Source organism: Ferrigenium sp. UT5 (assembly GCF_045866295.1).
Classification (GTDB): domain Bacteria; phylum Pseudomonadota; class Gammaproteobacteria; order Burkholderiales; family Gallionellaceae; genus Sideroxyarcus.
Genome location: NZ_BAAFRY010000001.1, coordinates 140,439 through 163,489, shown reverse-complemented (window position 1 = coordinate 163,489; position 23,051 = coordinate 140,439). Strand labels below are relative to the sequence as shown.

Sequence of the window (23,051 nt, the reverse complement as noted above, 5' to 3'; positions counted from 1 at the left end):
CATTATCTCCACCTTGGCACCTAGATGCCGTCAGGTCCGCGAGGGGCTACCTCATTCTTACTTACTTACCTCGCTCCCCGTGGGGAGGGAGGCGTCCATCCCATCTCCTTTCAACGATTCAATCTGTTTTTCCAGGACGCTGACACGCTTGACCAGTTCGTCCAGATGGCGCAAGTGCACGGCGTTGTTGCGCCACGCCTCGTTCTTGCTGAACGGATAGACACCGGCATAGCTGCCCGCCTCGTGGATGGATTTTCCGATCAGGGTGAAGGCGGCAATCTCGACGTTATCGGCGATCTGCAAGTGCCCGAGAATGCCGGCGCTGCCGCCGATACGGCAATATTTGCCGATGGTGGCGCTGCCGGCGATGCCGACGCAGCCCGCAATGGCCGTATGCGCGCCGATGCGCACGTTATGCGCAACCTGGATCTGGTTGTCCATTTTCACGCCGTCCTCGATCACGGTGTCGTCCAGCGCGCCGCGATCGACCGTGGTATTCGCGCCGATCTCCACCTGATCGCCGATGACCACGCGGCCGATCTGCGGAATCTTCAGCCAGCGTCCCTCGTCCATGGCAATGCCGAAACCGTCGGCGCCAATCACCACCCCGGCATGCAGGATCGCGTGCCGGCCGATGACACAGTCGTGATAGATCGTCACGTTCGGATACAGCCGGCCATGCTCCCCCAATTGCGTGCGGTCGCCGATGACACAACCCGCCATCACGACGGTGCCGGAACCGATGCGCGCACCGGCACCGATGCAGACGTGCGCGCCGATGTGCGCATCCGGTGCAATGACGGCGCCTGCGCCGACCACCGCCGTCGGGTGAATTCCGGGCGGCGGTGCCGGCAGGGGATTGAGCAGCGCGGACAGTTTGGCAAAATAGGAATACGGGTTGGCGACCACGATGCGCGGCAAGCCGGTCAGTGCGGCGTCGCTTTCGGCCACGATCACCGCCGCCGCGTGGCTGTCCGCCAGTTGCTTGCGATATTGGGCATTGGCCAGGAAAGCGATATTGCCGGGCATCGCCTTCTCCAGCGTCGCCACCTGAAACACCTCGGTTTCAGGATTGCCCAGCACTTTGCCGCCCAGGCGGGCGACGATTTCGGACAAACGGAAACTCGGATTTTTCATAGGGTGGAACCGCGCTTTATCTTTCCGCCGGTTCGGTCTGTTCACCCGCCAGGTATTTCAGCACCTTGTCCGTGATATCCACTTTCGGGCTGCGATAAACGGCTTCCTGCAGGATGAAATCGTATTGTTCGGTTTCCGCAATCTGCCTGATCGCCTGATCTGCCCTGGCGAGAATCCGCGCCAGCTCTTCGTTCTGGCGCAACGAAAGATCCTCGCGCAACTCGCGTTGCCGCGTTTGCAGCAGCAGATTCAAATTGTCAATCTCGCGCTCCTGGATCCGGCGTGTCGAATCCGACAGCTTTGCCCGCGCCGATTCCAGATTCTCCTTGGCATCCTGCAATTGCTTGGCCAGCGCCTTGACTTCCTGTTCGCGCACGGAAAATTCCTTGTCTATCAATTTCTGCGCGGCCAGCGCCGGTTCCGATTCGCGCAGAATCCGCTCGGTATCGACAAAGCCGATCCGGGCGGTTTCGGCGAGTGCGCCAGTGGCGAAAGCGCACAGAAGAATGCCTGTCACTATTCCGTTTTTCATGCTGCCTCCTTTGTGGGCATCCCCCGTTCCGTCATTGTCTGGCAGTTCAGAAGAAACCGCCCAAGGTGAATTGGAAATTCTGTATTTTATCCTGGGACTGCGGGTTCAGCGGCTTCGCCCAACTGAATTGCATCGGCCCCGCCGGCGAGAACCAGTTTAAACCCAAACCGATCGAGTAGCGCATTCCCTCGGAAGCGGGCACCTCGGTCTTGCCACCATACACTGCGCCGCCATCCAGAAACGTACTCAAGCGCACGGATTGATTCTTTTCCATCCCCGGAACCGGAAACAGGACTTCGGCATTACCCACCACGCGCCTGCTTCCCCCCAGGGCATCGTTGTTGATATCGCGGGGACCGAGTGAATTCAGGTCATACCCGCGCACCGAACCCGTTCCGCCTGCAAACAAATTCTTGAAGAAGGGCAATTCCTGCCCCCCATAGCCGCCCGCGACACCCAGCTCGCCGTTCAAATGCAAGGTCATGATGCGGCTCAAGGGTTGAAACCATTGCTGGTTATAGGTGAGCTTATAGAAATTCTGGCCGGAGACCGGCAGCGCCACTTCCAGAAAAGCGCGTTGCGTATCGCCTTGGGTGGTATTAACCGCGTTGTTGCGCGTGTCTCGTGTCCAGCCGATGGTTCCCAGCACGTTCTGGTTGTGCGAGCCAAACGTGTTGATGTAGTCAACAAAACGCTGCGGGCTGTTGCTGTTGAGATTCAGCGTGGTATCTTCCAGCGACAAGCCGTACTGGAAAGTCTCGTCATCATTGACCGGCACGCCAAAACGTACGCCGCCCCCATAAGTCAGTGAGGAAAACTGGCTGATCGAGGTCGTTGTGCCATCGGTTCTGCGCCTGAACACGTCGAAACCGCGACTGATACCGTCGTCAGTGAAATAGGGATTGGTATAGGAAATCGATATAACCTGGTTGATTTTGCTAGTGTTGATTTGCGTCGAGAGCGCATTGCCCGTGCCAAACAGATTGGACTGGCTAACGCCGCCCAGCAGGGTCAATCCTTCTCCGTTGCTGAATCCCGCGCCGATCTGGAAGTTACCAGTCGGTTTTTCCTCCACGCTCAAATTCAGATCGAGCTGGTCGTTGCTTCCCGTGACCGGCTGTGTTTCAACGTTGGTCGCGCCAAAAAAACCCAGCCTGTCCAGACGTTGCTTTGATTTCTTGATCTTCGAGGTGGAGAACCAGCCGCCTTCCATCTGGCGGAATTCGCGCCGCACCACTTCATCTTTGGTCTTCTCGTTGCCGGTCACATTGATGCGGCGCACAATGGCGCGCTGCATCGGATCGACCATGAAGGTAAAGGCCACTTGATGCTTTTCCTTGTCGATATCCGGAATCGCGCCGACATTGGCGAACGCATAGCCCTTGTCGCCCATCTCCTCGCGTATCTTGTCGGAAGCCGCCGTCAATGCCTCGCGTGAAAAAATCTGCCCGGGCTTGATGTCGATCATGGCGCGCAACGCCTCGTTCGAGAAAACGCCTTTCGCACCCGCCACCTTGACGTCGGACACCGTGTATTGATCGCCTTCGGTGATATTCAGGGTAATGTAGATATCCTGCTTGTCCACCGAGATCGAGACCTGGGTCGAGTCGATGGAAAAATCCATATAACCGGAATTGAGATACAGGCTGCGCAACGCCTCCATATCTGCTTCCAGCTTGGGTTTTGAGTACTGATCATTACTGGTTATCCAGGTGAACAAACCGGGCGTAGTCAGTTTCATTTCATCCAGCAGATCGTTTTCCCGGTAACGCGCGTTGCCCACAATGTTGATCCGGCGAATTTTCGCGGGGTTGCCTTCGGTTACATCCAGCTTGACGGACACCCGGTTGCGCTCGAGTTCGGTCACCGTAGTCTTCACCACCACCGCATATTTGCCGCGCGCGATGTACTGGCGTTTCAGTTCCTGTTCGGACTTCTCCAGCATCGCCCGGTCAAAGATACGCCCTTCGGCCAGGCCGACCAGCTTGAGATTGTCCAGCAACTGCGGCTTGGGAAAATCCTTGATGCCGTTCAATTCGACGCTGGCGATGGTCGGCCGCTCCTGCACCCTGACCACGAGCACGCCCTGCTCGGCCAGCAACTGCACATCCTTGAAGAAGCCGGTGGCAAACAAGGCGTGCACCGCGGCGGCGGCACGTTCGTCATTCAGGGTATCGCCGGTTTTCAGCGGCAGATAGCTGAACACCGTGCCGGCTTCGGTGCGCTGTATTCCCTCGACCCGGATATCCTTCACCACAAACGGCTCGCCAGCCCAGACGGATGCGCCGTACAGGAGCGTCAATACGCCTGCAAGTTTTCTCAAATCCATTATTTTCAACCCAAGATCAGGCGACTGATGTCGTTGTACAAGGCAAAACCCATGAGGGTGAGCAGGAGCGCAATGCCCACTTTTTGTCCGGCTTCCCACAGTGTGTCCGACACCGGACTGCCTTTGAAAAATTCGACGACATAATACAGCAAATGCCCCCCATCCAATAACGGGATGGGCAGCAGATTGAGGATGCCCAGGCTGATGCTGATCAGCGCAAGAAAGCCAAGATAGGCGGCCACCCCCATCTGCGCCGACTGCCCCGCATAGTCGGCAATCGTGATCGGGCCGGACAGATTCTTCAGCGACACTTCGCCCACCACCATCTTCGCCATCATCTTCAGGCTGATGAACGAGGTTTCATAGGTTTTTTGCAGTGCCCGCTGCAGGGCGCGCGCGGGGGAATAGCGCACCTCGGTCAGCAGGGCGTCGAATGCGGCGCGGTCGATTTGTGGCGCGGCGCCAATGCGCCCGATGATGACCCCGTTTTCCTCGATCCGATCCGGCGTGATCACCAACGGCTGCACCTGTCCGGCGCGGTCGATTTCGATGTGCAGGGGCTGCTGCGGATGCGCGCGCACCACTTCGACCCAGTCGCGCCAATACTCCATCGTCTTGCCATCCACGCCGATGATGCGGTCGCCCTCGCGCAACCCGGCGCGTTGCCCCGCACCGTCTGCCGCCAGTTTGCCGATGATCGGATAAACCGGCGGCTGATACGGCTGCAGCCCCAGTTTTGCCATGAAGTCGCCATCCAGATCGGCGGCGCTCAAATCGGCCAGAGGCAGGGTGCGCAACGCGGTATCCCCCTGCACGGTGCGCACTGCAAGCTGTGCCTGCCCGTCCCGCAGGACCAGATCAAGCAAGCGCCAGCGCACTTCCTGCCAGCTCGCCACTGCCTCGCCGTTGATGCCAACAATGCTGTCCTGCACCTGCAGCCGCGCAAGCGCCGCCGGTGTCCCCGGCCGTATCTCGCCCAGGACCGGTTTGAGTTCCGCCACACCATGGACGAACAACGCCCAATACAACACGACCGCCAGCAACAGATTGGCCAGCGGCCCGGCCACCACGATGGCCATGCGCTGCAACACCGGCTTGCGGTTGAACGCGCGCGACAAGTCGGACGCCGCAACCTCTCCCTCCCGCTCGTCCAGCATCTTGACGTAGCCCCCGAGCGGGATGGCGGAGATCACCCATTCCGTCTCGCCGTTGCCGAAACGGCGCGAATAGAGGATGCGGCCGAAACCGACCGAAAAACGCAGCACCTTGACGTCGCACCAGCGCGCAACGGCGTAGTGTCCCCATTCGTGGAACACCACCAGCACGACGATGGCGACAATGAACGCAAACAGGGTGGTCATCTGCAGGAAAATCCGGCGTCCGTGCTGCACAAAAATTCGCCCGATGCGCTGCTGGCCTGGCGGCAAAGGGGGCTGGATTTCATCGCGCGATCCACGCCTGCGCCGCCTCGCGCGCGGCCGCATCGGCCTCAAGCACATCCTGCAGGGCATGCACTTCGCTTCGCGGAACGCCGCCCAGCACCGCTTCGATCAGGCGCGGAATATCGAGGAAAGCGATGCGGCGTTCAAGGAAGGCGGCCACCGCAACCTCATTCGCCGCATTCAGCAGCGCCGTGGCTGTCCCGCCCGCCCGCAGCGCCTGATAGGCGAGCGCAAGACAGGGGAAGCGCTTGAAATCGGGGGCGACAAAATCGAGATGCGCCACGGCAAACAGATCGAGCGGTGCCACGCCCGAGTCGATACGTTGCGGCCAGGCCAGGGCATGGGCAATGGGGGTGCGCATGTCCGGATTGCCGAGTTGCGCCAGCACCGAGCCGTCCACGTATTGCACCAGCGAGTGGATCACGCTCTGCGGATGCACCACCACCTGAATATCATCGCCCCCCGCGTTGAACAGCCAGCGGGCCTCGATCACCTCCAGCCCCTTGTTCATCATGCTGGCCGAATCGACCGAAATCTTGCGCCCCATGCTCCAGTTCGGGTGGGCACACGCCTGCTCCGGCGTGACGTTGTGCAATTGCTCCAGCGGCGTGTTGCGGAACGGCCCCCCCGAAGCAGTGAGCAATATCCTGCTGACGCCGCTGTGGCGCATATCGCCCGCATAGTTGTGTGGCAAGGACTGGAAGATGGCGTTGTGCTCGCTGTCGATCGGCAGCAGAATCGCGCCGCTGCGATGCACCGCTTCCATGAACAGATGCCCGGCCAGCACCAGCGTCTCCTTATTTGCCAGCAACACCTTCTTGCCCGCCTGCGCCGCCGCCAGCGTGGGCGGCATGCCCGCAGCACCGACGATCGCCGCCATCACCGCATCGACTTCGGCCAGGGTCGCCACCCGCACCAGCGCCTCCGCGCCGCACAACACTTCGGTCGTCAGACCCGCAAGGGCGAGACGCGCATGCAAACGTTCGGCGGCATCTGCATCCAGCAATACCGCATAACGGGGCTGGAAACGCCGGCACTGGTCGAACAGCAATTCATCCTGTTGCTGCGCGGTCAGCGCAATGACCTGATATTTGTCGGGATGACGCGCAACCACATCCAGCGTGCTCTGGCCGATGCTGCCGGTGGAACCGAGGATGGTGAGGCGCTGCACTAGTTGATCCCCTGAAACAGCAGCGCCAGCGCCGCCAGCGGCAGGGTCGATGTCAGCGCGTCGATGCGATCGAGCAGGCCACCGTGGCCGGGCAACAGCGACCCGCTATCCTTGACGCCGGCCTGGCGCTTGATGGCTGATTCGAACAGATCGCCGAGGATCGCCAACACCACCCACCACCAGGCCGTCAACATCAGCGCGGGCAAAACTTGCAGGCGGGAGAATTCCGCACTGAATGTCCACACCAGTGCCACATAGATGGAGACGCCGAAGACCGCCCCGGCCACCCCCTCCCAAGTCTTGCCGGGACTGATGCTGGGCGCAAGTTTGGTCTTGCCAAACCGGCGTCCGGCAAAATAGGCGGCACTGTCCGCCACCCACACCAGGCCCATCACGAACAGCAGCACCCACGGACCGGGAACGGCTTCGCGCAGGTCGATCATGGCCAGCCCGGTTGGAATCAGCACCAGCCAGCCGACCAGCATCATCAAGCCCTTGTGGTTCACCTTCACCCCGCTCATCAGCCAGGCCGGCACCACGATCAGCCACAGCACGGCGGAGAGCAGATAGAACACCAGGTGAATATACCTGATCTGCTCCGCGCCAGCACTGGCGTCCAGCCACAGCAGGCCCAGCATCAGCAGCAGGGTTGCGCCCCAGTACAGAGTGGCCTGGCGCCCCTGCAACACCGACAGGCGCGCCCATTCCGACGTGCCTTGCAGCACCATCGCCACCACCAGCAGCGCCCATCCCAGCGGCGGCAGCAGGAACAGCGCCGCCAGCAACAACAGCAACAGGACGATGGCCGTAAGCACGCGCGATTTAAGCACCGGATTCCCCCTTCAGTTGTTCGCTGGTACGACCGAAGCGGCGCTCGCGTTTCTGGTAAGAGGCGATTGCCGCCTCCAGTTCCTTGCGCCCGAATGCCGGCCACAGGACATCGGTGAAATACAGCTCGGTATAGGCCAGTTGCCACAGCAGGAAATTGCTGATGCGCTGCTCGCCCCCGGTACGGATGAACAAATCCGGCTCGGGCGCGTAGTGCATGGAAAGATAGGGATCGAGCTCTTCTTCCTCGAACGCCGTAGCGCGCTCGGGATGCGCCTGACTCAAGGCATGCATGGCTTGCATGATGTCCCAGCGCCCGCCGTAATTGGCCGCGATGGTCAGGGTGAGGCTGGTGTTAGCGGCGGTAAGCTGTTCAGCCTGCTCGATATAACCCACCAGTTGCGCGTCGAAACGGCTGCGGTCGCCGATGACTTTCAGACAGATATTGTTCTCGTGCAATTTTCCCACTTCGCGTTCCAGCATCTTCAGGAATAATTGCATCAGAAAGGACACTTCTTCCGCAGGGCGGCGCCAGTTCTCGCTGCTGAAAGCGAACAGGGTCAGATATTCAACCCCCATCTCGCGGCAGGCTTTGACCACTTCGCGCACCGTCTCCACCCCGCGCTGGTGCCCCATCACGCGTGGCATGAAACGCTGTTTCGCCCAGCGCCCGTTGCCGTCCATGATGATGGCGATGTGCCGCGGCACTGCGGGCACGTCGGGGATGATGCGGGTAGAACTCTTGAATAGCGCCATCGGGATTCCTTGTGAGCTTGCAGCCAGCGGTCTTCATATTTGCGCGCAAAAGCGCTCCCTGTGACTCCCCGCGATCCGCGCGATGCGCTCAAACCGCCATCAGGTCGGCTTCTTTGACTTGCAATGCCTTGTCGATCTCGGCGACGAAGCGGTCGGTGAGTTTCTGCACATCCTCCTGCGCACGGCGCTCCTCGTCTTCGCCGACTTCCTTGTCCTTCAGCAATTTCTTCAACTGCTCATTGGCATCACGGCGGATGTTGCGCACCGCAATCTTGGCATCCTCGCCCTCGCTCTTGACCACCTTGATCAGATCGCGCCGGCGCTCTTCCGTCAGCATCGGCATCGGCACCCGGATCATCTCCCCGTTGGTGGCCGGATTCAGCCCCAGATCGGAGTCGCGGATCGCTTTTTCGATCGGCCCCACCATGTTCTTCTCATAAGGTTGCACGCCGATGGTGCGCGCGTCGGCCAGGGTCACGTTCGCCACCTGGTTGACCGGGGTCGGGTTGCCGTAGTAATCCACCATCACATGGTCCAGCAATCCGGTGTGCGCGCGCCCGGTGCGAATCTTGCCCAGATCGACCTTCAGGGCTTCCAGCGACTTGTTCATTTTTTGCTCGACGCTCTTTTTGATATCCGCGATCATGTTCCGCTCCTAATCCACCCGTACTAAAGTTCCCTCGCCCTCACCGAATACCACCCGCTTCAGTGCGCCCGGCTTGAAGATGCTGAACACGATGATGGGCAACTTCTGGTCGCGGCACAAGGTCAGCGCCGTCGCGTCCATCACCTTCAGATTCTTGCTGATCGCCTCGTCAAAGCTCAGGCTCTGATAGCGGATCGCATCGGGATTCTTCTTCGGATCATCCGTATAGATACCGTCCACCTTGGTCGCCTTGATCACCACGTTGGCCGACATCTCCACGCCGCGCAGCGCGGCCGCGGTATCGGTAGTAAAGAACGGACTGCCGATGCCGGCGGCGAAGATCACCACCTTGCCGTCTTCCAGATAGCGCAGCGCCTTGCCGCGGATGAACGGCTCGGCGACCTGCTCCAGGCTCAGGGCGGACTGCACACGGCACTCCACGCCGGCCCGGGTCATGGCATCCTGCAAGGCCATCGAGTTCATCACGGTGGCCAGCATCCCCATGTAATCGGCCGTGGCGCGATCCATCCCGGCCGCTGCAGGCGCCACGCCACGGAAGATGTTGCCGCCGCCGATGACCATTGCCACTTCCACGCCCAATTCGACCACTTCCTTGATCTCGGCCACGATGCGCTCGATGACGGCACGATTGATGCCGTAGCTGTCATCGCCCATCAGGGCTTCGCCGGAAAGTTTCAGCAGGATGCGGTTGTAGGCGGGGGCGCGCGCGGCGGTCATGTTCAGGCTTTCTTGGCAGCGGCTGCGGCGGCGGCAACTTCAGCCGCATAGTCTTCCACTTTTTTCTCGATGCCTTCGCCGACGATGAACATCTGGAAAGCGGAAACCGAGGCGCCCTTGCTCTTCAGCAATTGCTCGATGGTCTGCTTGCCATCTTCGGCCTTGACGAACACCTGCCCCAGCAAGGTCACTTCGCGCAGAAATTTCTGCACCGTGCCTTCGGCGATCTTTTCCAGCATCGCTTCGGGCTTGCCTGCTTCGCGCGCTTTCTCGATGGCGATGCGCCGCTCGGTGGCGATTTCTTCCGGGTTGACGCCCGAGGCATCCACCGACTTCGGCTTGCTCGCCGCGATATGCATCGCCAGATCTTTGCCGAGTGTATCGTCGCCGCCGCTGTAATTGACCATCACGCCGATCTTGTTGCCGTGCAGATAGGTGGACAGTTTGCCGGTGGTGGTCGCATAGCGCTCGAAACGGCGCACGGTGAGGTTCTCGCCCAGCTTCATCACCAGCGCCTTGCGATCCTCTTCCACGGTCCCGGTGCCATGGGTCAGGTTCATCGCCAGCAGCGCATCGATATCGGCGGGATCGTTCTTGGCCACGGTTTCGGCCACGTTCTTGGCGAACGCCATGAAATCGTCGTTCTTGGCCACGAAGTCGGTTTCGCAGTTCACTTCCACCACGGCGCCGATCTTGCCGTCAGCCGCCAGGAACGAACCGATCACGCCTTCCGCCGTCACGCGCGAAGCGGCCTTGCTGGCCTTCGCGCCGCTCTTGATGCGCAGCAACTCTTCCGCCGCTTTCGCATCGCCATGGGTCTCGACCAATGCCTTCTTGCATTCCATCATGCCGAGGCCGGTGGCCTCGCGCAGTTCTTTCACCATCGTTGCGGTGATTTCAGCCATGTCACACTCCTAACAATCTCAACTAAATTCAGGTTACAAAAAAGGGGGCTTGCGCCCCCTTGTTGCGGGAAGGCAGCTTAGGCAGCAGCGCTTTCCGCCAACTGCTCGGTCAGTTCGTTGACCGATTGCTCGCGTCCTTCCAGAATCGCATCGGCCATGCCGCGCGCGTACAGGCGGATCGCCTGGCTGGAGTCGTCGTTACCGGGGATCACGAAATCCACGCCGAGCGGGCTGTGGTTGGTATCCACCACGCCGATGACCGGAATGCCCAGCTTCTGCGCTTCGGTGACGGCACCCTTCTGGTAGCCGACGTCGATAACAAAAAGGGCAGAAGGCAGACCTTGCAGATCCTTGATCCCGCCCAAGCTGCGCTCCAGCTTCTCCAGTTCGCGGCGGAACATCAGGCCTTCCTTCTTCGAAACCTTGTCGATGCTGCCGTCCTCGATCATCGCTTCCAGTTCCTTCAGGCGCTTGATGGAAGTCTGCACGGTCTTGAAATTGGTGAGCATGCCGCCGAGCCAGCGGTAGTCAACGTAAGGCGAACCGCAGCGCAGCGCTTCTTCGCGGATGATCTCACGCGCCTGGCGCTTGGTCGCCACGAACAGGATGGTGCCCTTCTTCGCCGCGATCTTGCGCGCTTCCTTCAGCGCGTCGTTGAACATCACGACGGTCTTTTCCAGGTTGACGATATGAATCTTGTTGCGATGACCGAAGATATAGGGGGCCATCTTGGGATTCCAGAAACGGGTCTGGTGTCCGAAATGGACGCCCGCTTCCAGCATTTGACGCATTGTTACTGCTGCCATGTGATTACTCCAATCGTTAAGGGTTAAGTCTTCCACTCGCCAGCCTGATCCCCTGGTTCCCAGAGAACACCCCAACATGAACGAGTGTGTGAATGACTGCCTATTCGGCGGGTGCCGGATAAACAGGGCGCGCATTGTAACCGAAGCTGGATGCGGACTCAAGGACCGCACTGGTTGGTTGTCAGCCCCAAATAGGAATGTCCGCTTTCTCCCAAATAGAAATGTCCGCGGGTGATTAGACTCACCCCTGTCAAAAACAGAGGCGGATATTTTGGGAATGGACAAAGATGAGTCTGAAGACTTGACAAGTCATGGCACATCTTTAAAATGCGCGACCTCTTCCGGGTCGTTAGCTCAGCTGGTAGAGCAGCGGACTCTTAATCCGTTTGTCGCAGGTTCGATCCCCGCACGACCCACCAATATTACCAAGGCCTGCATCGATGCAGGCCTTTATTATTTGGCGATCGTAGCTGCATCGTAGCTAATCACAACGGAATCCAACCGAGTCGCCGCCTTTGCCAGAGTGCTAGTGTAGTGCTGCACTCTTAACGATACTTATTGCAAACCTTTGTGGGTCGGACTTCAGTCCGACATGTCGGGTTAAAACCCGACCCACAAGGGCTTCCCGCACCTTGGCATAAGTTCCAGATAGCGTGCATCACTACACTAGCAGCCTGTCAGACTTCTTTCGCAAGATGCGTTGTCGGCAAAACAGATGGATGCAAGGCGCGAATCGCGGGCAAGGATCATTCCATTGCCAAGATTTGCAACGCCGCAGACGCTGTTTTTATCGGCAACCCTCCGGGACGGGGTGATTTTTCCGTATTGCGGTGTCGCGGCTTGCTGGTTTGGAATGACCAAACTCACTCCGCATGCAGCGCCTCCACCGGATCCAGCCGCGCTGCGTGCAGGGCGGGCGCAACCCCGGCCAGCAGGCCGATGCCGACCGCGGTCAGTTCGGCCAGCAGCACGAACATCCACGGCGTGTGCACCGGCAACGCCGGGAACAGCAGATGCAACCCCTGCGCGATGCCCATGCCGGCCAGCAACCCCAGCACCCCGCCCAGCGCGGAGAGCATCATCGCCTCCCCCAGGAACAGCAGCAGCACCTGCCGTTCGCGCGCGCCGAGTGCGCGCAACAAGCCGATCTCGGCGGTGCGCTCGGTGACGGCCATGGTCATGATGGTCAGGATGCCGACCGCGCCGACCAGCAGCGAGATGCCGCCCAATGCCGCCACGGCGAAAGTGATCACGTCGAGCACCGAGCCCAGCACGTCGAGCGCCTGCTCCTGCGAGATCAGGGTGAAATCCTCGCTGCCGTGGCGCTCGATGAGCCGATCCTTGACGAGGCGGATGACTGGGTCGGCCGCCACGTCGGCGCGGTAGCTCACCTGGATTTCCATCAGGCCGGAACGGTTGAACAGTTCCATCGCGCGCGCGGCGGGAATGAACACAGCATCGTCCAGGTCGAGGCCGAGCACCTGCCCCTTCGGCTGCATCACCCCGATCACGCGGAAGCGCTGGCCGCCGACCCGCAGGTATTCCCCCAGCGGATGTTGCGCCCCAAACAGTTCGCGCCGCACCTTGTCGCCCAGCACCACCACGGCCCGCGCCTGTTCGTCGTCCGCATCCGGCCAGAAACTGCCGCTTTGCACCTGCATGGTAAAGGCGGCGGCGAAGTTGCGCCCTTCGCCGAACACCGTGGCGCGCCGCGTGCGCCCGCCATATTTGAGTTCGGCGTTGCCCATCACGCTCGGGTTCACCTGTTCGACATAAGGCAGGCGGCGCAAAGCGTCGGCATCCGCCAGCGTGATCTGCCGCACCGACCCCAGCACGCCGATGCTGCCGCCCTGCGTCTGCGCCTTGCCCGGCTGGATGGAGATGATGTGGGTGCCGAACTGGGAAAACTCGTTCAGCACGAACTGGTGCAGCCCCTCGCCGATGGAAGTGAGCAGAATCACCGCCGCGATGCCGATGGCGATGCCCAGCCCGGTGAGAAAACTGCGCATGCGGTAGGTGAGGAAACTGGATGACGTCAGCGTAATGAAGTCGCGCAAGTACATGGCATCGTCATTCCGGCCCTTCGGCAGGCTCAGGATAAACTGACCTACGGTCAGGCCGGAATCCAGTGGGGGTATTCAACGTGCAGTCAGGTTTTGTCACGCTTCGCGTGGCTTGTTCGATGCGCTGGATACCGGCCTGCGCCGGTATGACGGGGTTTGTGGTTATGGATTTATCCATCATTTCCCCGCCAGGGCGGCGACCGGGTCGAGCCGCGCCGCGCGCCGCGCCGGCCACACGCTGAACAGGATGCCGGTGCCGAGCGCAGTGGCGCTGGCCGCCAGCACGGCCCACCACGGCGGCGCGACCGGCAGGCTGGGATACAGGAGGCCGATCACCGCGCTGCCGGCGTAGCCCAGCCCCAGTCCGGCGATGCTGCCCACACCCGAAAGCAAAGCGGCCTCGGCGAAGAATAGATGACGGATCTGTCTGCCCGGCGCTCCCAAAGCCTTCAGCAGGCCGATTTCCTTGACTCGCTGCGCCACGGCTATGAGCATGACATTCATGATCAGCACCCCGGCCACCGCCAGGCTGATCGCCGCGATGCCGCCCACGGCCATGGTCAGCGCGGTGAGGATGCGGTCGAAAGTTTGCAGCACGGCATCCTGGGTGATGACCGTGACATCCTTTTCCTGGTGGCGCTCGAACAGGATGCGTTCCGCGTCGCTGCGCGCCTGCTCGATGGCCTCGCGGCTGTTCGCTTCGACCAGCACGCGGAACAGGCCGGCGGTGTTGAACAACTGGTGCGCCGCCGCCACCGGGATGAGCACCAGTTCGTCGGTGCGCATGCCCATGGATTCGCCCTGCGCGGCCAGCACGCCGATGACGCGGAAACGGCGGTCGCCGAGGCGCACCCACTGCCCGATGGCGTTGGCTTGACCGAACAGTTCGGCTTTCATCTGGTTGCCCAGCACGCACACCGAAGTCGTGTCGTGAATATCGCCCGGCGGCAGGAAGCGCCCCGCTCCCAAGCGCATGTGGCGCACTTCGAGCAGGTCTGCGGTGGAACCCAGCACCACCACCTCGCGGTTCAGCGCATCGCGCGACAGGGTGGCCGTGCCGACGGCCAGCGGCGCGATACGCCTGACGGCACGGCTTTGCAAAATGGCCTGCGCGTCCTCCAGCGCAATCTCGCGTGGAATCTGCCCCATCAGCATGCCGGGCGAAACACCCGCCGTCTCGGTGCGCCCGGGCAGCACGATGACGAGATTGGTGCCCAGCGAGGCAAACTGGTCCACCACGTAGCGGCGCGCGCCCTCGCCCAGCGCGGTCAGCACCACCACCGCAGCCACCCCGATGGACATCGCCAGCATCATCAGCAGCGTGCGCGCCGGGCTGCCGCGCAGGCTGCCGGAAGCGAAATGAAACGTATCGGCGAATCTCATTTACTGCGTCATTCCGGCGCAAGCCGGAATCCAGCGAATTGAACAAGCCCCGCGCAGCGGGACAAAAACCAAATGTATATTGAATAACAGCACTGGATTCCGGCCTGCGCCGGAATGACGAGATAGCGCACTACGCTGAATCATTTTGATTCATCGGACAAAATGCGCCCGTCCAGCATGTGAATCTGCCGCCGCGCACGCGCGCCGATCTCCGCATCGTGCGTCACCACCACCAGCGTGATGCCCTGCTCCAGCAAGCTTTCCAGCAATTTCAACACCTCCCACCCGGTCTTGCGGTCGAGGTTGCCGGTGGGTTCGTCGGCCAGCAGCACGGTCGGATTCATCACCGTGGCGCGGGCGATGGCCACGCGCTGGCGCTGGCCACCGGAGAGCTGGTCGGGTCGATGGTCGGCGCGCGCTCCCAAACCATAGTTCTGCATCAAGACTTCGACACGCTGTTTGCGCTCTTCCACCGGGATGCCAGCCAAAACCATCGGCAGCTCGACGTTCTGCGCGGCCGTCAGGCGCGGCACCAGATGGAAAGACTGGAACACGAAACCGATCTTTTCGCGCCGCACGCGCGCCTGTTGTTCGTCGTTCAGCGCAGTGACGTTGCCACCGTCGAGCAGGTAAGTGCCGGCAGTCGGCCGGTCGAGCAGACCTAGCACGTTGAGCAGGGTGGATTTGCCGGAGCCGGACGGCCCCATGATGGAGATGTATTCGCCCGCGCCAAAACCCAGATCGATGTCGCGCAAGGCGGCGACCTGCTGGTCACCCACGACGAAGGTGCGGCAAACGTTCTGCAGTTCGATCATGGGGCGATTGCAGCGGCTTCCGCCTCCGCGCGCGCGCCGGCTTTCACGCCTGCACGGTCCAGCGACAACACCACACGCTCCCCTGCGGCCAGCCCTGCGCTCACTTCGGCATATTCCCAGTTCGACAGACCGGTGGTCAATTTGCGTTCTTCCAGCACGCCGTCGCGGCCAAGCAGCAACACTCGGTTGCCTTCCAGCAGCGCCCGCGCCGGAACGCGCAGGACGTTCTGATGCACCTCGTGGATGATCTCCACATCGGCGCTGTAACCCACCAGCAGATCGTCTCCCGGCTGTAGTTTGTAGAATTCGACCTCGACTTCGACCGTGCGCGCCTGTTTTTCCAGATCGAGCACATAGGGCGCGATGCGCCGCACTTTTCCGCCGAAGGTTCGACCCTTGATCGCGTCCAGCGTGATGCGCGCCGTCTGGCCGACCTTGAGCTTGGACGCGTCCACCTCGTCGATGGGCGCGCTTACGTACAGACAACTGTCGTCGATCAGATCAATCGCCGGCAAAGTGAGGATGCCGGGCGGCGACGGCGTGGCGTATTCACCGAGTTCGCCGCTGATGTCCGCCACCACGCCGTCAAACGGTGCGCGCAGCACCATGCGTTCCAGTTGCGCGCGCGCAACCGCGATGCGCGAACGGCTCTGCTCGATGTCGCCCCTGGCCGAGGCGCAGGCTGCCTGGCGGGCTGCGGCATCGGTCTGAGCGCGGTCCAGTTGTTGCGCGGAGATGAATCCCTTGTCGCGCAGTTCCTGCGAGCGGAGCGCGTCGCGTTGCGCGGCTTCGGCCAACGTGCACACCTCCTCCACCCGCGTCAGCGAAACCTTGAGCTGTTCCTGCGCCAACCGCTCCTGCGCGTGCAGGTCGTCGTTCCACAGTTCCAGCAGCACATCGCCCTTGCGCACATGCTGGCCCTTCTTCACCTTCAATTTGGAAATCTGGCCGCCGGCCGAGGGCGACATCTTGGCGCGGCGGCAGGCATTCACCGTACCGGCGCGGGTATTGCTGACCGAAGCTTCGACAACGCCGCGCTCGACTGCTTGCAACACCACCGGGATCGGTTTGGCGCGGGTCAGCCACACGAACGCCGCCACGAGCACGACCGCTCCCAAAAGGGAGATGAAAAGTTTTTTATGGCGGGACAAAAGCGAACCGGAAGATGACAGCGTCATTGACACTCCTGACTGTTCGCGACCTAGAAGCGAGGGGAAATGGTGCCGATGACCGGAATCGAACTGGTGACCTACGCGTTACGAGTGCGTTGCTCTACCAACTGAGCTACATCGGCATACCGGCGCGGATTATATGCGGAGAGGCCACGGGGCGGCAATGCAGATTTGCATGTTGGCGGTTTTAAGCGTGTGCTGCCGGTGAGTTTGCTCACGCCGCGTCGGACTTAAGTCCGACCCACAAAACCCTGCCGTTCGGCGTGGGTCGGGTTTTAACCCGACAGATTGTGCGATTACAACCCGGACCGTCAGATTGAAGTTCGCCCCACGCTGTCAACGCCAGCGATAGGGGGCGACATCGAACGGTTGCGGATGACCTTCCATCTCGTTCAGCAAAATCTCCACGCTGGCCGGCGCCATGGTCACGCCATACCGGAAGTGACCGCTGTTGATAAACAGATTGGACAGGTCCGGATGGCGGCCGATGGTCGGAATATTGCCGGGCGACCCCGGACGCAAACCCGCCCAATGTTTGACGATGGGTTGGTCGCGCAAGGCCGGCAACAGGGCAACGGCGCGGCGCAGCAGCGACTCGCGCGCTTCACCGGTCGTGGATTTATCAAAACCGACATCTTCCAGCGTGCTGCCAACCAGCAAGTGCCCGTCGCGGCGCGGGATGAAATACAGATCGCCCTGCAGCAGAATGTGTGGCAAGGGCGGCGCATCGAATTTGAACAACAGCATCTGGCCGCGCATCGGCTTGATCTCGGCATGCAAGGCATGCTCGGCCAGCAGCACCTGGCTCCACGCCCCCGCCGTCACGACATAATTGTCGGCCACGAAAGCCCCGCGCGTGGTCTGCAAACCGGTCACCCGCCCGCCCGCAGCGGGGAGGTGCCCGACCGCGCACTGCTCGACGATGCGCCCGCCCAGGCGCAGCACCTCTGCCCGCAGCGCCTGCAACAAGCGTGGATTGCGCACCTGTGCAACCTCGGGGAGGAACAAGGCTTCTCCCTCTCCCTCAATTTCTCGCCCTGCGGGAGAGGGAAGACAGGCAACCCCATGCGCTGCGCACCACTGCGTGGCCGCCTGAACATCGAACGGCGGCAACACCCGCATGCCGCAACGGTTGTATTCCGGATCGATGCCGGTCGCGGCATGCAGACGTTCTGCCCACGATGCAAACAGCGACATGCTGCGCAACGCCAGTCGCGTCACTTCTTCGGAGTAATCCCACGGACACAGCGGCGACAGGATGCCGCCCCCCGCCCAGGACGCCTCGCGCCCGACCTCGCCGCGTTCCAGCACGGTCACCGCAGCGCCTTGCCGCAAAAACGCTTCCGCCGTCGCCAGCCCCAGTGCGCCCGCACCGATTATTACGATTTCACTCACGCCAACTTCCTTGTCTCAAGGCATATAAAACAAAACAGCGGGCGAACCCGCTGTCAGGATTTACCGACTGCGACGATCACCACGTCTTCGGTGATGCCGAGTTGCAAGCATCATTGCTCTCGTGCCACTGGCGGATGCCATTGTCCTTGATCAACAGACAGCCGTCGCCCGCCTGCGCACTGCCCGCCACGGGTACCGCGCGAATCTCGAAAGTCTGATCCGGCGTACCACTAAAGGCCAAGGTATAGCGCTCGTCCTCGGTCTTGCCCGTGGTTTTGCCGAGACCGCCTGCGGCATTGCCGTCGTAGGCCGTGGTCAGATTGGGCGAGTAGGCATTCGAATTGAGATAGATCTTCTCCTGCACACTCGCCAGTTGCAGCAGCTCGGTTTGGGCGGCTGCCCGCGAACTTTTGATGCGGTAACTGCCGTAACTCGGCACGGCGATCGCGGCCAGGATACCGATGATCACCACCACGATCATCAGTTCGATCAGCGTGAAACCGCGTTGTCTTTTATTCATGTTTTCTCCTCGTGTCTCAATCGTTGCGCAACTCATGCCAGGAAACACGTCCGGTATGCGCGCGCGTGCCGCGTTCGTCACCGCCGTTGACAATGTTCGAATCCGCCGAATCTTCATGCACGACATCCGTTACGCAATTTCCGTCCGCATCGCAGGTCACGGTCGTAATCGTTTTACGCCCATCCCCACCGGTCAACAGGGTACGGGTGATGGTCGCCTGCGCCCCGTTGCTGAAAGTGATAACGGTGGTGATGACATCGCCCAGCACGTTGCGCGCCACGCTGGTCACGGTCGCCCCGCTGGTGCCGGAGAGATCCCCCAGCTTCGGGTCGGTCGAGCCGGCTGCAGGCGTGGTCGGCGAACTGCTGCCATTGTCCGCAGCAGGCGTCTTGGTCCAGCCTGCAGCACCATAACAGCCGTTATCCGGATGGTGCCAGTAGGTTGTGTATTCGACCAGGACATAAGCCGCGTGATCCGCACTCTTGACGCGCCAGCCATATTCGGGACGCCCCAGCGGGTCGTTCAGTTCGAGCGCGCTGTTCGGCGTGGTGTCCTTGATGAGCTGGATGGTCAGCGCGCCGCCATGACGCACCCCGACCGAGTTGAGGGAAACCGTGGAGGCCGACCAGCCGTTGATGCCGGGTCCATCCACCCCGTTGGCGGGCGGAATGATCGGCTGGTACATATTGCCGTCGGTGGTCGAACCATCACGTCCGCCGCAACCCGGATTGATCGGGTGCAAGCCGACCCGCACATCGCCATTGCCCCACCAGTCCTTGGCACTCAAGGCATCCGTCGGCATGTTGAACACCAGGCTGCCGATCGGCTGGAAGCCGGTTCCGGACGTGCCGGTCACATTGGAGGTGCCGTTATAGGTCGGCAGTGTGGCCACATCCAGCGTGGGCGCGATCAGTTGATCGTAATAGCCGCCATCGCCTTTCTTGTGATAGCCGACATCGAGGCTGGGTTCATAGGTGGCATCGCCGATGTGGAACTTCACCGCCGGGTTGAGGTACTGGTTATGGATCAGCACCTTGTACTTGGTGGCCGTCGAGGTGATCGCCTGGGACAGCTTGTGCGCCGTACCGCTGCTCGGATTCAGCATATCCACCCCGGTGCGGTCGTACTTGTCATCGTACTGGTGCACGTGGGCATCCGAATTGCCGTTCTTCGAACTGCAACTCTTGGTTACGGTGACATTGCTCAACGCCGCCGCGCCCCCGCTGAAGGTCGTTACCGTCAACGCCGGCTTGAAATTGCTCCAGCCGGTGGCGGGAGTACCGGGTACGGCCGCACTGCCGGGCGTACCTCCCGCAGTCGCCGTGACCGTGAAGGTCTGTGTGCCAGCCAGAGTCTGTGTCCCCACCGCGACCGATGCCCCGTTGACATAGGTCGAAGTATCCACCAGACACACCGATTTGTTATCCATGGCGGCGCAGGTCGGGGTGATGCTGCTGCCCCCCACGTAAGCCTTGATCGTGCCGGAGGTGCCGATGGCACTCACAATGGCGGCTGCGGAAGATATTGCATCCTTATTTCTGCCTATCGAAATATCCGTTGCTTTGGCGATAAGCGTGCCCACCATGATGCTGGCCGTGCCACTGCTCAAATCGGCTTTGATCTTGCTACTCGGACTTACATCTTGAGTCTTGCCGCCACTGAATGTGATCAGCCCGGTCGGATAGGTCGCGGGTACCGCCGGCGTGCCGGGCGTGCCGGGCGAACCCGGCGACGAGGTACCATCCCCCACGACGATCACTTTGCCATTGTAGCTAGTGCCCGCAACAGGCGCGGTGAGCTGGATCACATTGCCCACCACTGTCGCGGTGTAACCCCCTGCCACCGCATTCTTCAGGGTGGCGGCGTTGGCGTTGGTGTCCGCACCGTCGGGAAGGTTGACGATGGTTTGCGCCGGAATCACGGTGACGCCATCCACCGTGATCGCCCCAAGCGTTGCGGGCAGATAGGGCGTTTGGCCATCCGTGCCGACGGTGATGAACGCAGTTGCCTTGGCGGCCGGTACATTCACCCCGGTCTGTGTCGTACACAGATTCCCCGTGCTGCCGTTGTAGAAGATATCCACGTCGAAGTGGCCGCCGGTCACGCCGAAGGTGATTTCGTTTACCGGGAAGATGGCATCGGCGTTGCGGTTGAAGAACGTCGTGTTGAGGGTCTGCAACTGCACCAGAATCGGTTGCGACATCACGCCGTAAGAAAGGAATTTCCCGACCGGAATGCCATCTGTCCCGGGAATCGGGTCGCCCACGGCAGCGCCCCCCGGAAGCGTGTCGCTGGCGATGTACTGGATGCGGTCGCCATTGTTCAGGATCTGGTTGTTGTCCAGATCGAGGAAGGGGGAATCCTTGCTGCCGCCGGTCAGAAAATCCAGCTCCATCAGCCAGTTCTCCCCCCGCACGGTGGTGCCCGAACTCAAGCTGGCCGTGGCGGTCGCGCCGCTGCCGTTGCCGGTGATGGTAACCGTCGGCGCCGAGGTATAGCCGGTACCGGACGAAACCACCTTGATGCCGGTGATGACGCCGCCACTTAAAGTTGCCGTGGCACTCGCGCCGCTGCCACCGCCCCCGGAGAAATTGACGGTCGCCGTGGTGTAACCCGATCCGCCAGCGGTCACAGCCACCGCCGTCACGGAAGAGGCGCCCGACAACGTCGAAACGGTAGGATTGTGGCTGGTGAAATAGAAGCGCCCGCTGGCAATGAAACTGCCCTCGCCCACCAGTTTTTCCCCGGCAGGCAGCGCGACGACCCAACCTTTATCCCCCCCGCTCGCCCAGTTTGGGGTCTGGATGTTGAGGCTGCGCCGCACGCGCGTGGTCGCGCCCGTGCTGCCATCCACATAATTTCGCTCTTCCAGATTTGAGGTCATCAGAGTGGTATTGGCGACCGGCGCGCCATCCCAGATGCCATAGACATAGTGCACCGTGCTATCCGTGGTATCGGCGGTATCCAGCATGGCGCCAGTGCCGAAGGTCACCATGAATCCACCGCTGGGATGCAGCGCCACCCCGGGTGTTGAGGTGATCGGCTGGGCCGGCGAAGTGGTGTGCAGGGCACTCACGCTCCAGCTGGCCGCCGAGGCATTGGTCAGATCGAATTTCCACATCGTGCCCTTGAGGTCGCCGGCATAGACGCGATCGATCTTGCCGTCCCGATTGATGTCGATCGGCGCGACGCTGAAGATGCCATTCGGGCTGGCTGCACTGCCGCCGCTTCCCGCCTGAATCCTGGCGATCAATTGGCCGCTGGCGGCATTGATCACGTACAGGTAAGCCTGATAATCCCCCAGCGGATTGTTGTTGTAACCGTTCCCCGCAATGATCGCGTCCACGCCGCCCGCATTGACCTTGGCAATGGCCTGCGCCCCGTAGGTAAAACCCAGGTTGTTATAGGCCGTGCTGACCGTCGGCGTCGCATTGTTCAGTTTACCGGTCGTGCCGTCGATCTCCCACAGCGCCTTGCCCACCACGTCAGACTCGCTGCTTGCCGCGAGCCCGCTGCTGCCCTCGATATTCAGCGCATACAGACCGCGCCCGCCCGCCCCCAGGCTCCCCGCCAGAATACGGGTCGGCGTGCCGGAAATATCGATGCTGCGAATATTGATCCGCCCATCCACAAAATAGTCGTGCGGATTGGTCAGGCCGCCGTAGGGATGTGCCAGCTTCGCCATCTTGTTCAGCAACATGGAAGGGATATATGCCCAGCGCTCCGCGCCCGTCGTGGCGTTGATGGCGTGCAGCATGCCGTCATTGGCCCCGACAAAGATTGTGGGATTGGTGGCATCTGCAACATAGAACGGGCGGGAGTGAATGATATCGCCCAAGGTCGGGCCGCCGGTGCCATCCGCCTCGGCAGAACGATTGCGCATGCCGGCCGGACTTTCGTTGCTGCGGTCACCGCGCAGAAAATTCACGATCTGGTCGCCGTTGAAGCTGGTGATGTTGATCGTGCTGGTCGGGAAATAACTCTGCTGCGAGGCCGACAGGTTGGCATAGCGAAAAGGAATGGCCGCGGAAGGCGAGGCCGCATTGCGCGTGGCGATGAAACGGCCGCTATCCCAGTTTTGCAACGCCAGTTGTGCCGCCGCACCGCCGACCCAGGGTTCGGCCGAGAAATTGATGTTGCCGCCGGAATCAACCGGATAGGCAAACAGATTCCCGCTCCAGAATTCGCGCTCGTAATCAGGACGGAATATCCGTTCATTGCCGGAAGTCAGGCTGAAATTGGTCACATCGTCCTGCGCCACATAGCCGACCGGCTGATCCTGTGGCACGAAAGCTGTGCTGGCCGAGCTGATCGCGTAGGCGACATTCGCGGCGATCCCGGCCAGCAGGATCATGGCCGGCCATGACACGGACTGGATTTGTTTAACCACCGGCTTGTTTATTGCGCTCATGA

At 61.2% G+C, this 23,051-nt stretch carries 18 protein-coding genes and 2 tRNA genes; 1 reads left to right on the top strand and 19 read right to left on the bottom strand.

What is annotated here, in order from left to right; all coding sequences use genetic code 11:
- Positions 1 to 57: 57 nt before the first annotated feature.
- From lpxD to rpsB, 11 genes are all read right to left on the bottom strand, one after another.
- Positions 58 to 1,137 carry a UDP-3-O-(3-hydroxymyristoyl)glucosamine N-acyltransferase gene (gene lpxD, locus ACKTSJ_RS00815; protein WP_407896423.1) on the bottom strand — a complete coding sequence of 360 codons (1,080 nt, stop codon included), beginning with the start codon at positions 1,135 to 1,137 and terminating at the stop codon, positions 58 to 60.
- 16 nt (positions 1,138 to 1,153) lie between these two features.
- The gene (locus ACKTSJ_RS00810; protein WP_407896421.1) at positions 1,154 to 1,669 is read right to left on the bottom strand and encodes an OmpH family outer membrane protein; all 516 of its coding nucleotides are present in this window, start codon (positions 1,667 to 1,669) and stop codon (positions 1,154 to 1,156) included.
- A gap of 46 nt (positions 1,670 to 1,715) precedes the next feature.
- Entirely contained in the window at positions 1,716 to 3,998 is a 2,283-nt protein-coding gene (bamA, locus tag ACKTSJ_RS00805; RefSeq protein ID WP_407896419.1) for an outer membrane protein assembly factor BamA, read from the bottom strand.
- Between the two features lie 5 nt (positions 3,999 to 4,003).
- Positions 4,004 to 5,359 (bottom strand): RIP metalloprotease RseP, encoded by a 1,356-nt coding sequence (rseP, locus tag ACKTSJ_RS00800; RefSeq protein WP_407896417.1) that lies wholly within the window; start codon positions 5,357 to 5,359, stop codon positions 4,004 to 4,006.
- A gap of 79 nt (positions 5,360 to 5,438) precedes the next feature.
- Positions 5,439 to 6,611 (bottom strand): 1-deoxy-D-xylulose-5-phosphate reductoisomerase, encoded by a 1,173-nt coding sequence (ispC, locus tag ACKTSJ_RS00795; protein WP_407896415.1) that lies wholly within the window; start codon positions 6,609 to 6,611, stop codon positions 5,439 to 5,441.
- Positions 6,611 to 7,441: a phosphatidate cytidylyltransferase gene (locus ACKTSJ_RS00790; protein ID WP_407896414.1), complete on the bottom strand. Its 831-nt coding sequence runs from the start codon at positions 7,439 to 7,441 to the stop codon at positions 6,611 to 6,613. The genes ispC and ACKTSJ_RS00790 overlap by 1 nt, the downstream gene beginning before the upstream one ends.
- The gene (locus ACKTSJ_RS00785; RefSeq protein WP_407896412.1) at positions 7,434 to 8,195 is read right to left on the bottom strand and encodes an isoprenyl transferase; all 762 of its coding nucleotides are present in this window, start codon (positions 8,193 to 8,195) and stop codon (positions 7,434 to 7,436) included. Before ACKTSJ_RS00785 ends, ACKTSJ_RS00790 begins: the two co-directional genes overlap by 8 nt.
- An 88-nt stretch (positions 8,196 to 8,283) precedes the next feature.
- Positions 8,284 to 8,841 (bottom strand): ribosome recycling factor, encoded by a 558-nt coding sequence (gene frr / locus ACKTSJ_RS00780; protein WP_407896410.1) that lies wholly within the window; start codon positions 8,839 to 8,841, stop codon positions 8,284 to 8,286.
- A gap of 9 nt (positions 8,842 to 8,850) precedes the next feature.
- The gene (gene pyrH, locus ACKTSJ_RS00775; protein WP_407896408.1) at positions 8,851 to 9,579 is read right to left on the bottom strand and encodes a UMP kinase; all 729 of its coding nucleotides are present in this window, start codon (positions 9,577 to 9,579) and stop codon (positions 8,851 to 8,853) included.
- A 2-nt stretch (positions 9,580 to 9,581) separates the two neighbouring features.
- Entirely contained in the window at positions 9,582 to 10,484 is a 903-nt protein-coding gene (gene tsf, locus ACKTSJ_RS00770; RefSeq protein WP_407896406.1) for a translation elongation factor Ts, read from the bottom strand.
- A gap of 77 nt (positions 10,485 to 10,561) precedes the next feature.
- Positions 10,562 to 11,290, bottom strand: a complete 729-nt coding sequence (gene rpsB / locus ACKTSJ_RS00765; protein WP_407896404.1) for a 30S ribosomal protein S2 — start codon at positions 11,288 to 11,290, stop codon at positions 10,562 to 10,564.
- 343 nt (positions 11,291 to 11,633) lie between these two features.
- On the opposite strand from rpsB, the gene ACKTSJ_RS00760 reads away from it, so the two are divergent.
- A tRNA-Lys gene (locus tag ACKTSJ_RS00760) sits at positions 11,634 to 11,709 on the top strand.
- 444 nt (positions 11,710 to 12,153) lie between these two features.
- Here ACKTSJ_RS00760 and ACKTSJ_RS00755 read toward each other — a convergent pair.
- The 8 genes from ACKTSJ_RS00755 to ACKTSJ_RS00720 all read right to left on the bottom strand — a co-directional run bounded on the left by ACKTSJ_RS00755 (position 12,154) and on the right by ACKTSJ_RS00720 (position 23,049).
- Complete coding sequence (locus ACKTSJ_RS00755; protein ID WP_407896402.1) at positions 12,154 to 13,353, bottom strand: ABC transporter permease; 1,200 nt, start codon at positions 13,351 to 13,353, stop codon at positions 12,154 to 12,156.
- 177 nt (positions 13,354 to 13,530) lie between these two features.
- Positions 13,531 to 14,736 carry an ABC transporter permease gene (locus ACKTSJ_RS00750; protein WP_407896400.1) on the bottom strand — a complete coding sequence of 402 codons (1,206 nt, stop codon included), beginning with the start codon at positions 14,734 to 14,736 and terminating at the stop codon, positions 13,531 to 13,533.
- A 140-nt stretch (positions 14,737 to 14,876) separates the two neighbouring features.
- Positions 14,877 to 15,551 carry an ABC transporter ATP-binding protein gene (locus ACKTSJ_RS00745; protein WP_407896398.1) on the bottom strand — a complete coding sequence of 225 codons (675 nt, stop codon included), beginning with the start codon at positions 15,549 to 15,551 and terminating at the stop codon, positions 14,877 to 14,879.
- Complete coding sequence (locus tag ACKTSJ_RS00740) at positions 15,548 to 16,729, bottom strand: efflux RND transporter periplasmic adaptor subunit (protein WP_407896396.1); 1,182 nt, start codon at positions 16,727 to 16,729, stop codon at positions 15,548 to 15,550. Before ACKTSJ_RS00740 ends, ACKTSJ_RS00745 begins: the two co-directional genes overlap by 4 nt.
- Positions 16,730 to 16,769: 40 nt before the next feature.
- Positions 16,770 to 16,845: transfer RNA gene (locus ACKTSJ_RS00735), tRNA-Thr, on the bottom strand.
- A gap of 214 nt (positions 16,846 to 17,059) precedes the next feature.
- Positions 17,060 to 18,118 carry a glycine oxidase ThiO gene (gene thiO / locus ACKTSJ_RS00730; protein ID WP_407896394.1) on the bottom strand — a complete coding sequence of 353 codons (1,059 nt, stop codon included), beginning with the start codon at positions 18,116 to 18,118 and terminating at the stop codon, positions 17,060 to 17,062.
- 76 nt (positions 18,119 to 18,194) lie between these two features.
- Complete coding sequence (locus ACKTSJ_RS00725) at positions 18,195 to 18,638, bottom strand: type IV pilin protein (protein ID WP_407896392.1); 444 nt, start codon at positions 18,636 to 18,638, stop codon at positions 18,195 to 18,197.
- Between the two features lie 16 nt (positions 18,639 to 18,654).
- Entirely contained in the window at positions 18,655 to 23,049 is a 4,395-nt protein-coding gene (locus ACKTSJ_RS00720; RefSeq protein WP_407896391.1) for a PilC/PilY family type IV pilus protein, read from the bottom strand.
- Positions 23,050 to 23,051: the final 2 nt, after the last annotated feature.

What these genes read in the sequence shown, in the direction of transcription:
- lpxD (WP_407896423.1), bottom strand. Translation starts at nt 1,137, where the DNA reads ATGAAAAATCCGAGTTTCCGTTTGTCCGAAATCGTCGCCCGCCTGGGC.
- ACKTSJ_RS00810 (WP_407896421.1), bottom strand. Translation starts at nt 1,669, where the DNA reads ATGAAAAACGGAATAGTGACAGGCATTCTTCTGTGCGCTTTCGCCACT.
- bamA (WP_407896419.1), bottom strand. Translation starts at nt 3,998, where the DNA reads ATGGATTTGAGAAAACTTGCAGGCGTATTGACGCTCCTGTACGGCGCA.
- rseP (WP_407896417.1), bottom strand. Translation starts at nt 5,359, where the DNA reads ATGACCACCCTGTTTGCGTTCATTGTCGCCATCGTCGTGCTGGTGGTG.
- ACKTSJ_RS00785 (WP_407896412.1), bottom strand. Translation starts at nt 8,195, where the DNA reads ATGGCGCTATTCAAGAGTTCTACCCGCATCATCCCCGACGTGCCCGCA.
- frr (WP_407896410.1), bottom strand. Translation starts at nt 8,841, where the DNA reads ATGATCGCGGATATCAAAAAGAGCGTCGAGCAAAAAATGAACAAGTCG.
- pyrH (WP_407896408.1), bottom strand. Translation starts at nt 9,579, where the DNA reads ATGACCGCCGCGCGCGCCCCCGCCTACAACCGCATCCTGCTGAAACTT.
- tsf (WP_407896406.1), bottom strand. Translation starts at nt 10,484, where the DNA reads ATGGCTGAAATCACCGCAACGATGGTGAAAGAACTGCGCGAGGCCACC.
- rpsB (WP_407896404.1), bottom strand. Translation starts at nt 11,290, where the DNA reads ATGGCAGCAGTAACAATGCGTCAAATGCTGGAAGCGGGCGTCCATTTC.
- ACKTSJ_RS00755 (WP_407896402.1), bottom strand. Translation starts at nt 13,353, where the DNA reads ATGTACTTGCGCGACTTCATTACGCTGACGTCATCCAGTTTCCTCACC.
- ACKTSJ_RS00750 (WP_407896400.1), bottom strand. Translation starts at nt 14,736, where the DNA reads ATGAGATTCGCCGATACGTTTCATTTCGCTTCCGGCAGCCTGCGCGGC.
- ACKTSJ_RS00745 (WP_407896398.1), bottom strand. Translation starts at nt 15,551, where the DNA reads ATGATCGAACTGCAGAACGTTTGCCGCACCTTCGTCGTGGGTGACCAG.
- ACKTSJ_RS00740 (WP_407896396.1), bottom strand. Translation starts at nt 16,729, where the DNA reads ATGACGCTGTCATCTTCCGGTTCGCTTTTGTCCCGCCATAAAAAACTT.
- ACKTSJ_RS00725 (WP_407896392.1), bottom strand. Translation starts at nt 18,638, where the DNA reads ATGAATAAAAGACAACGCGGTTTCACGCTGATCGAACTGATGATCGTG.
- ACKTSJ_RS00720 (WP_407896391.1), bottom strand. Translation starts at nt 23,049, where the DNA reads ATGAGCGCAATAAACAAGCCGGTGGTTAAACAAATCCAGTCCGTGTCA.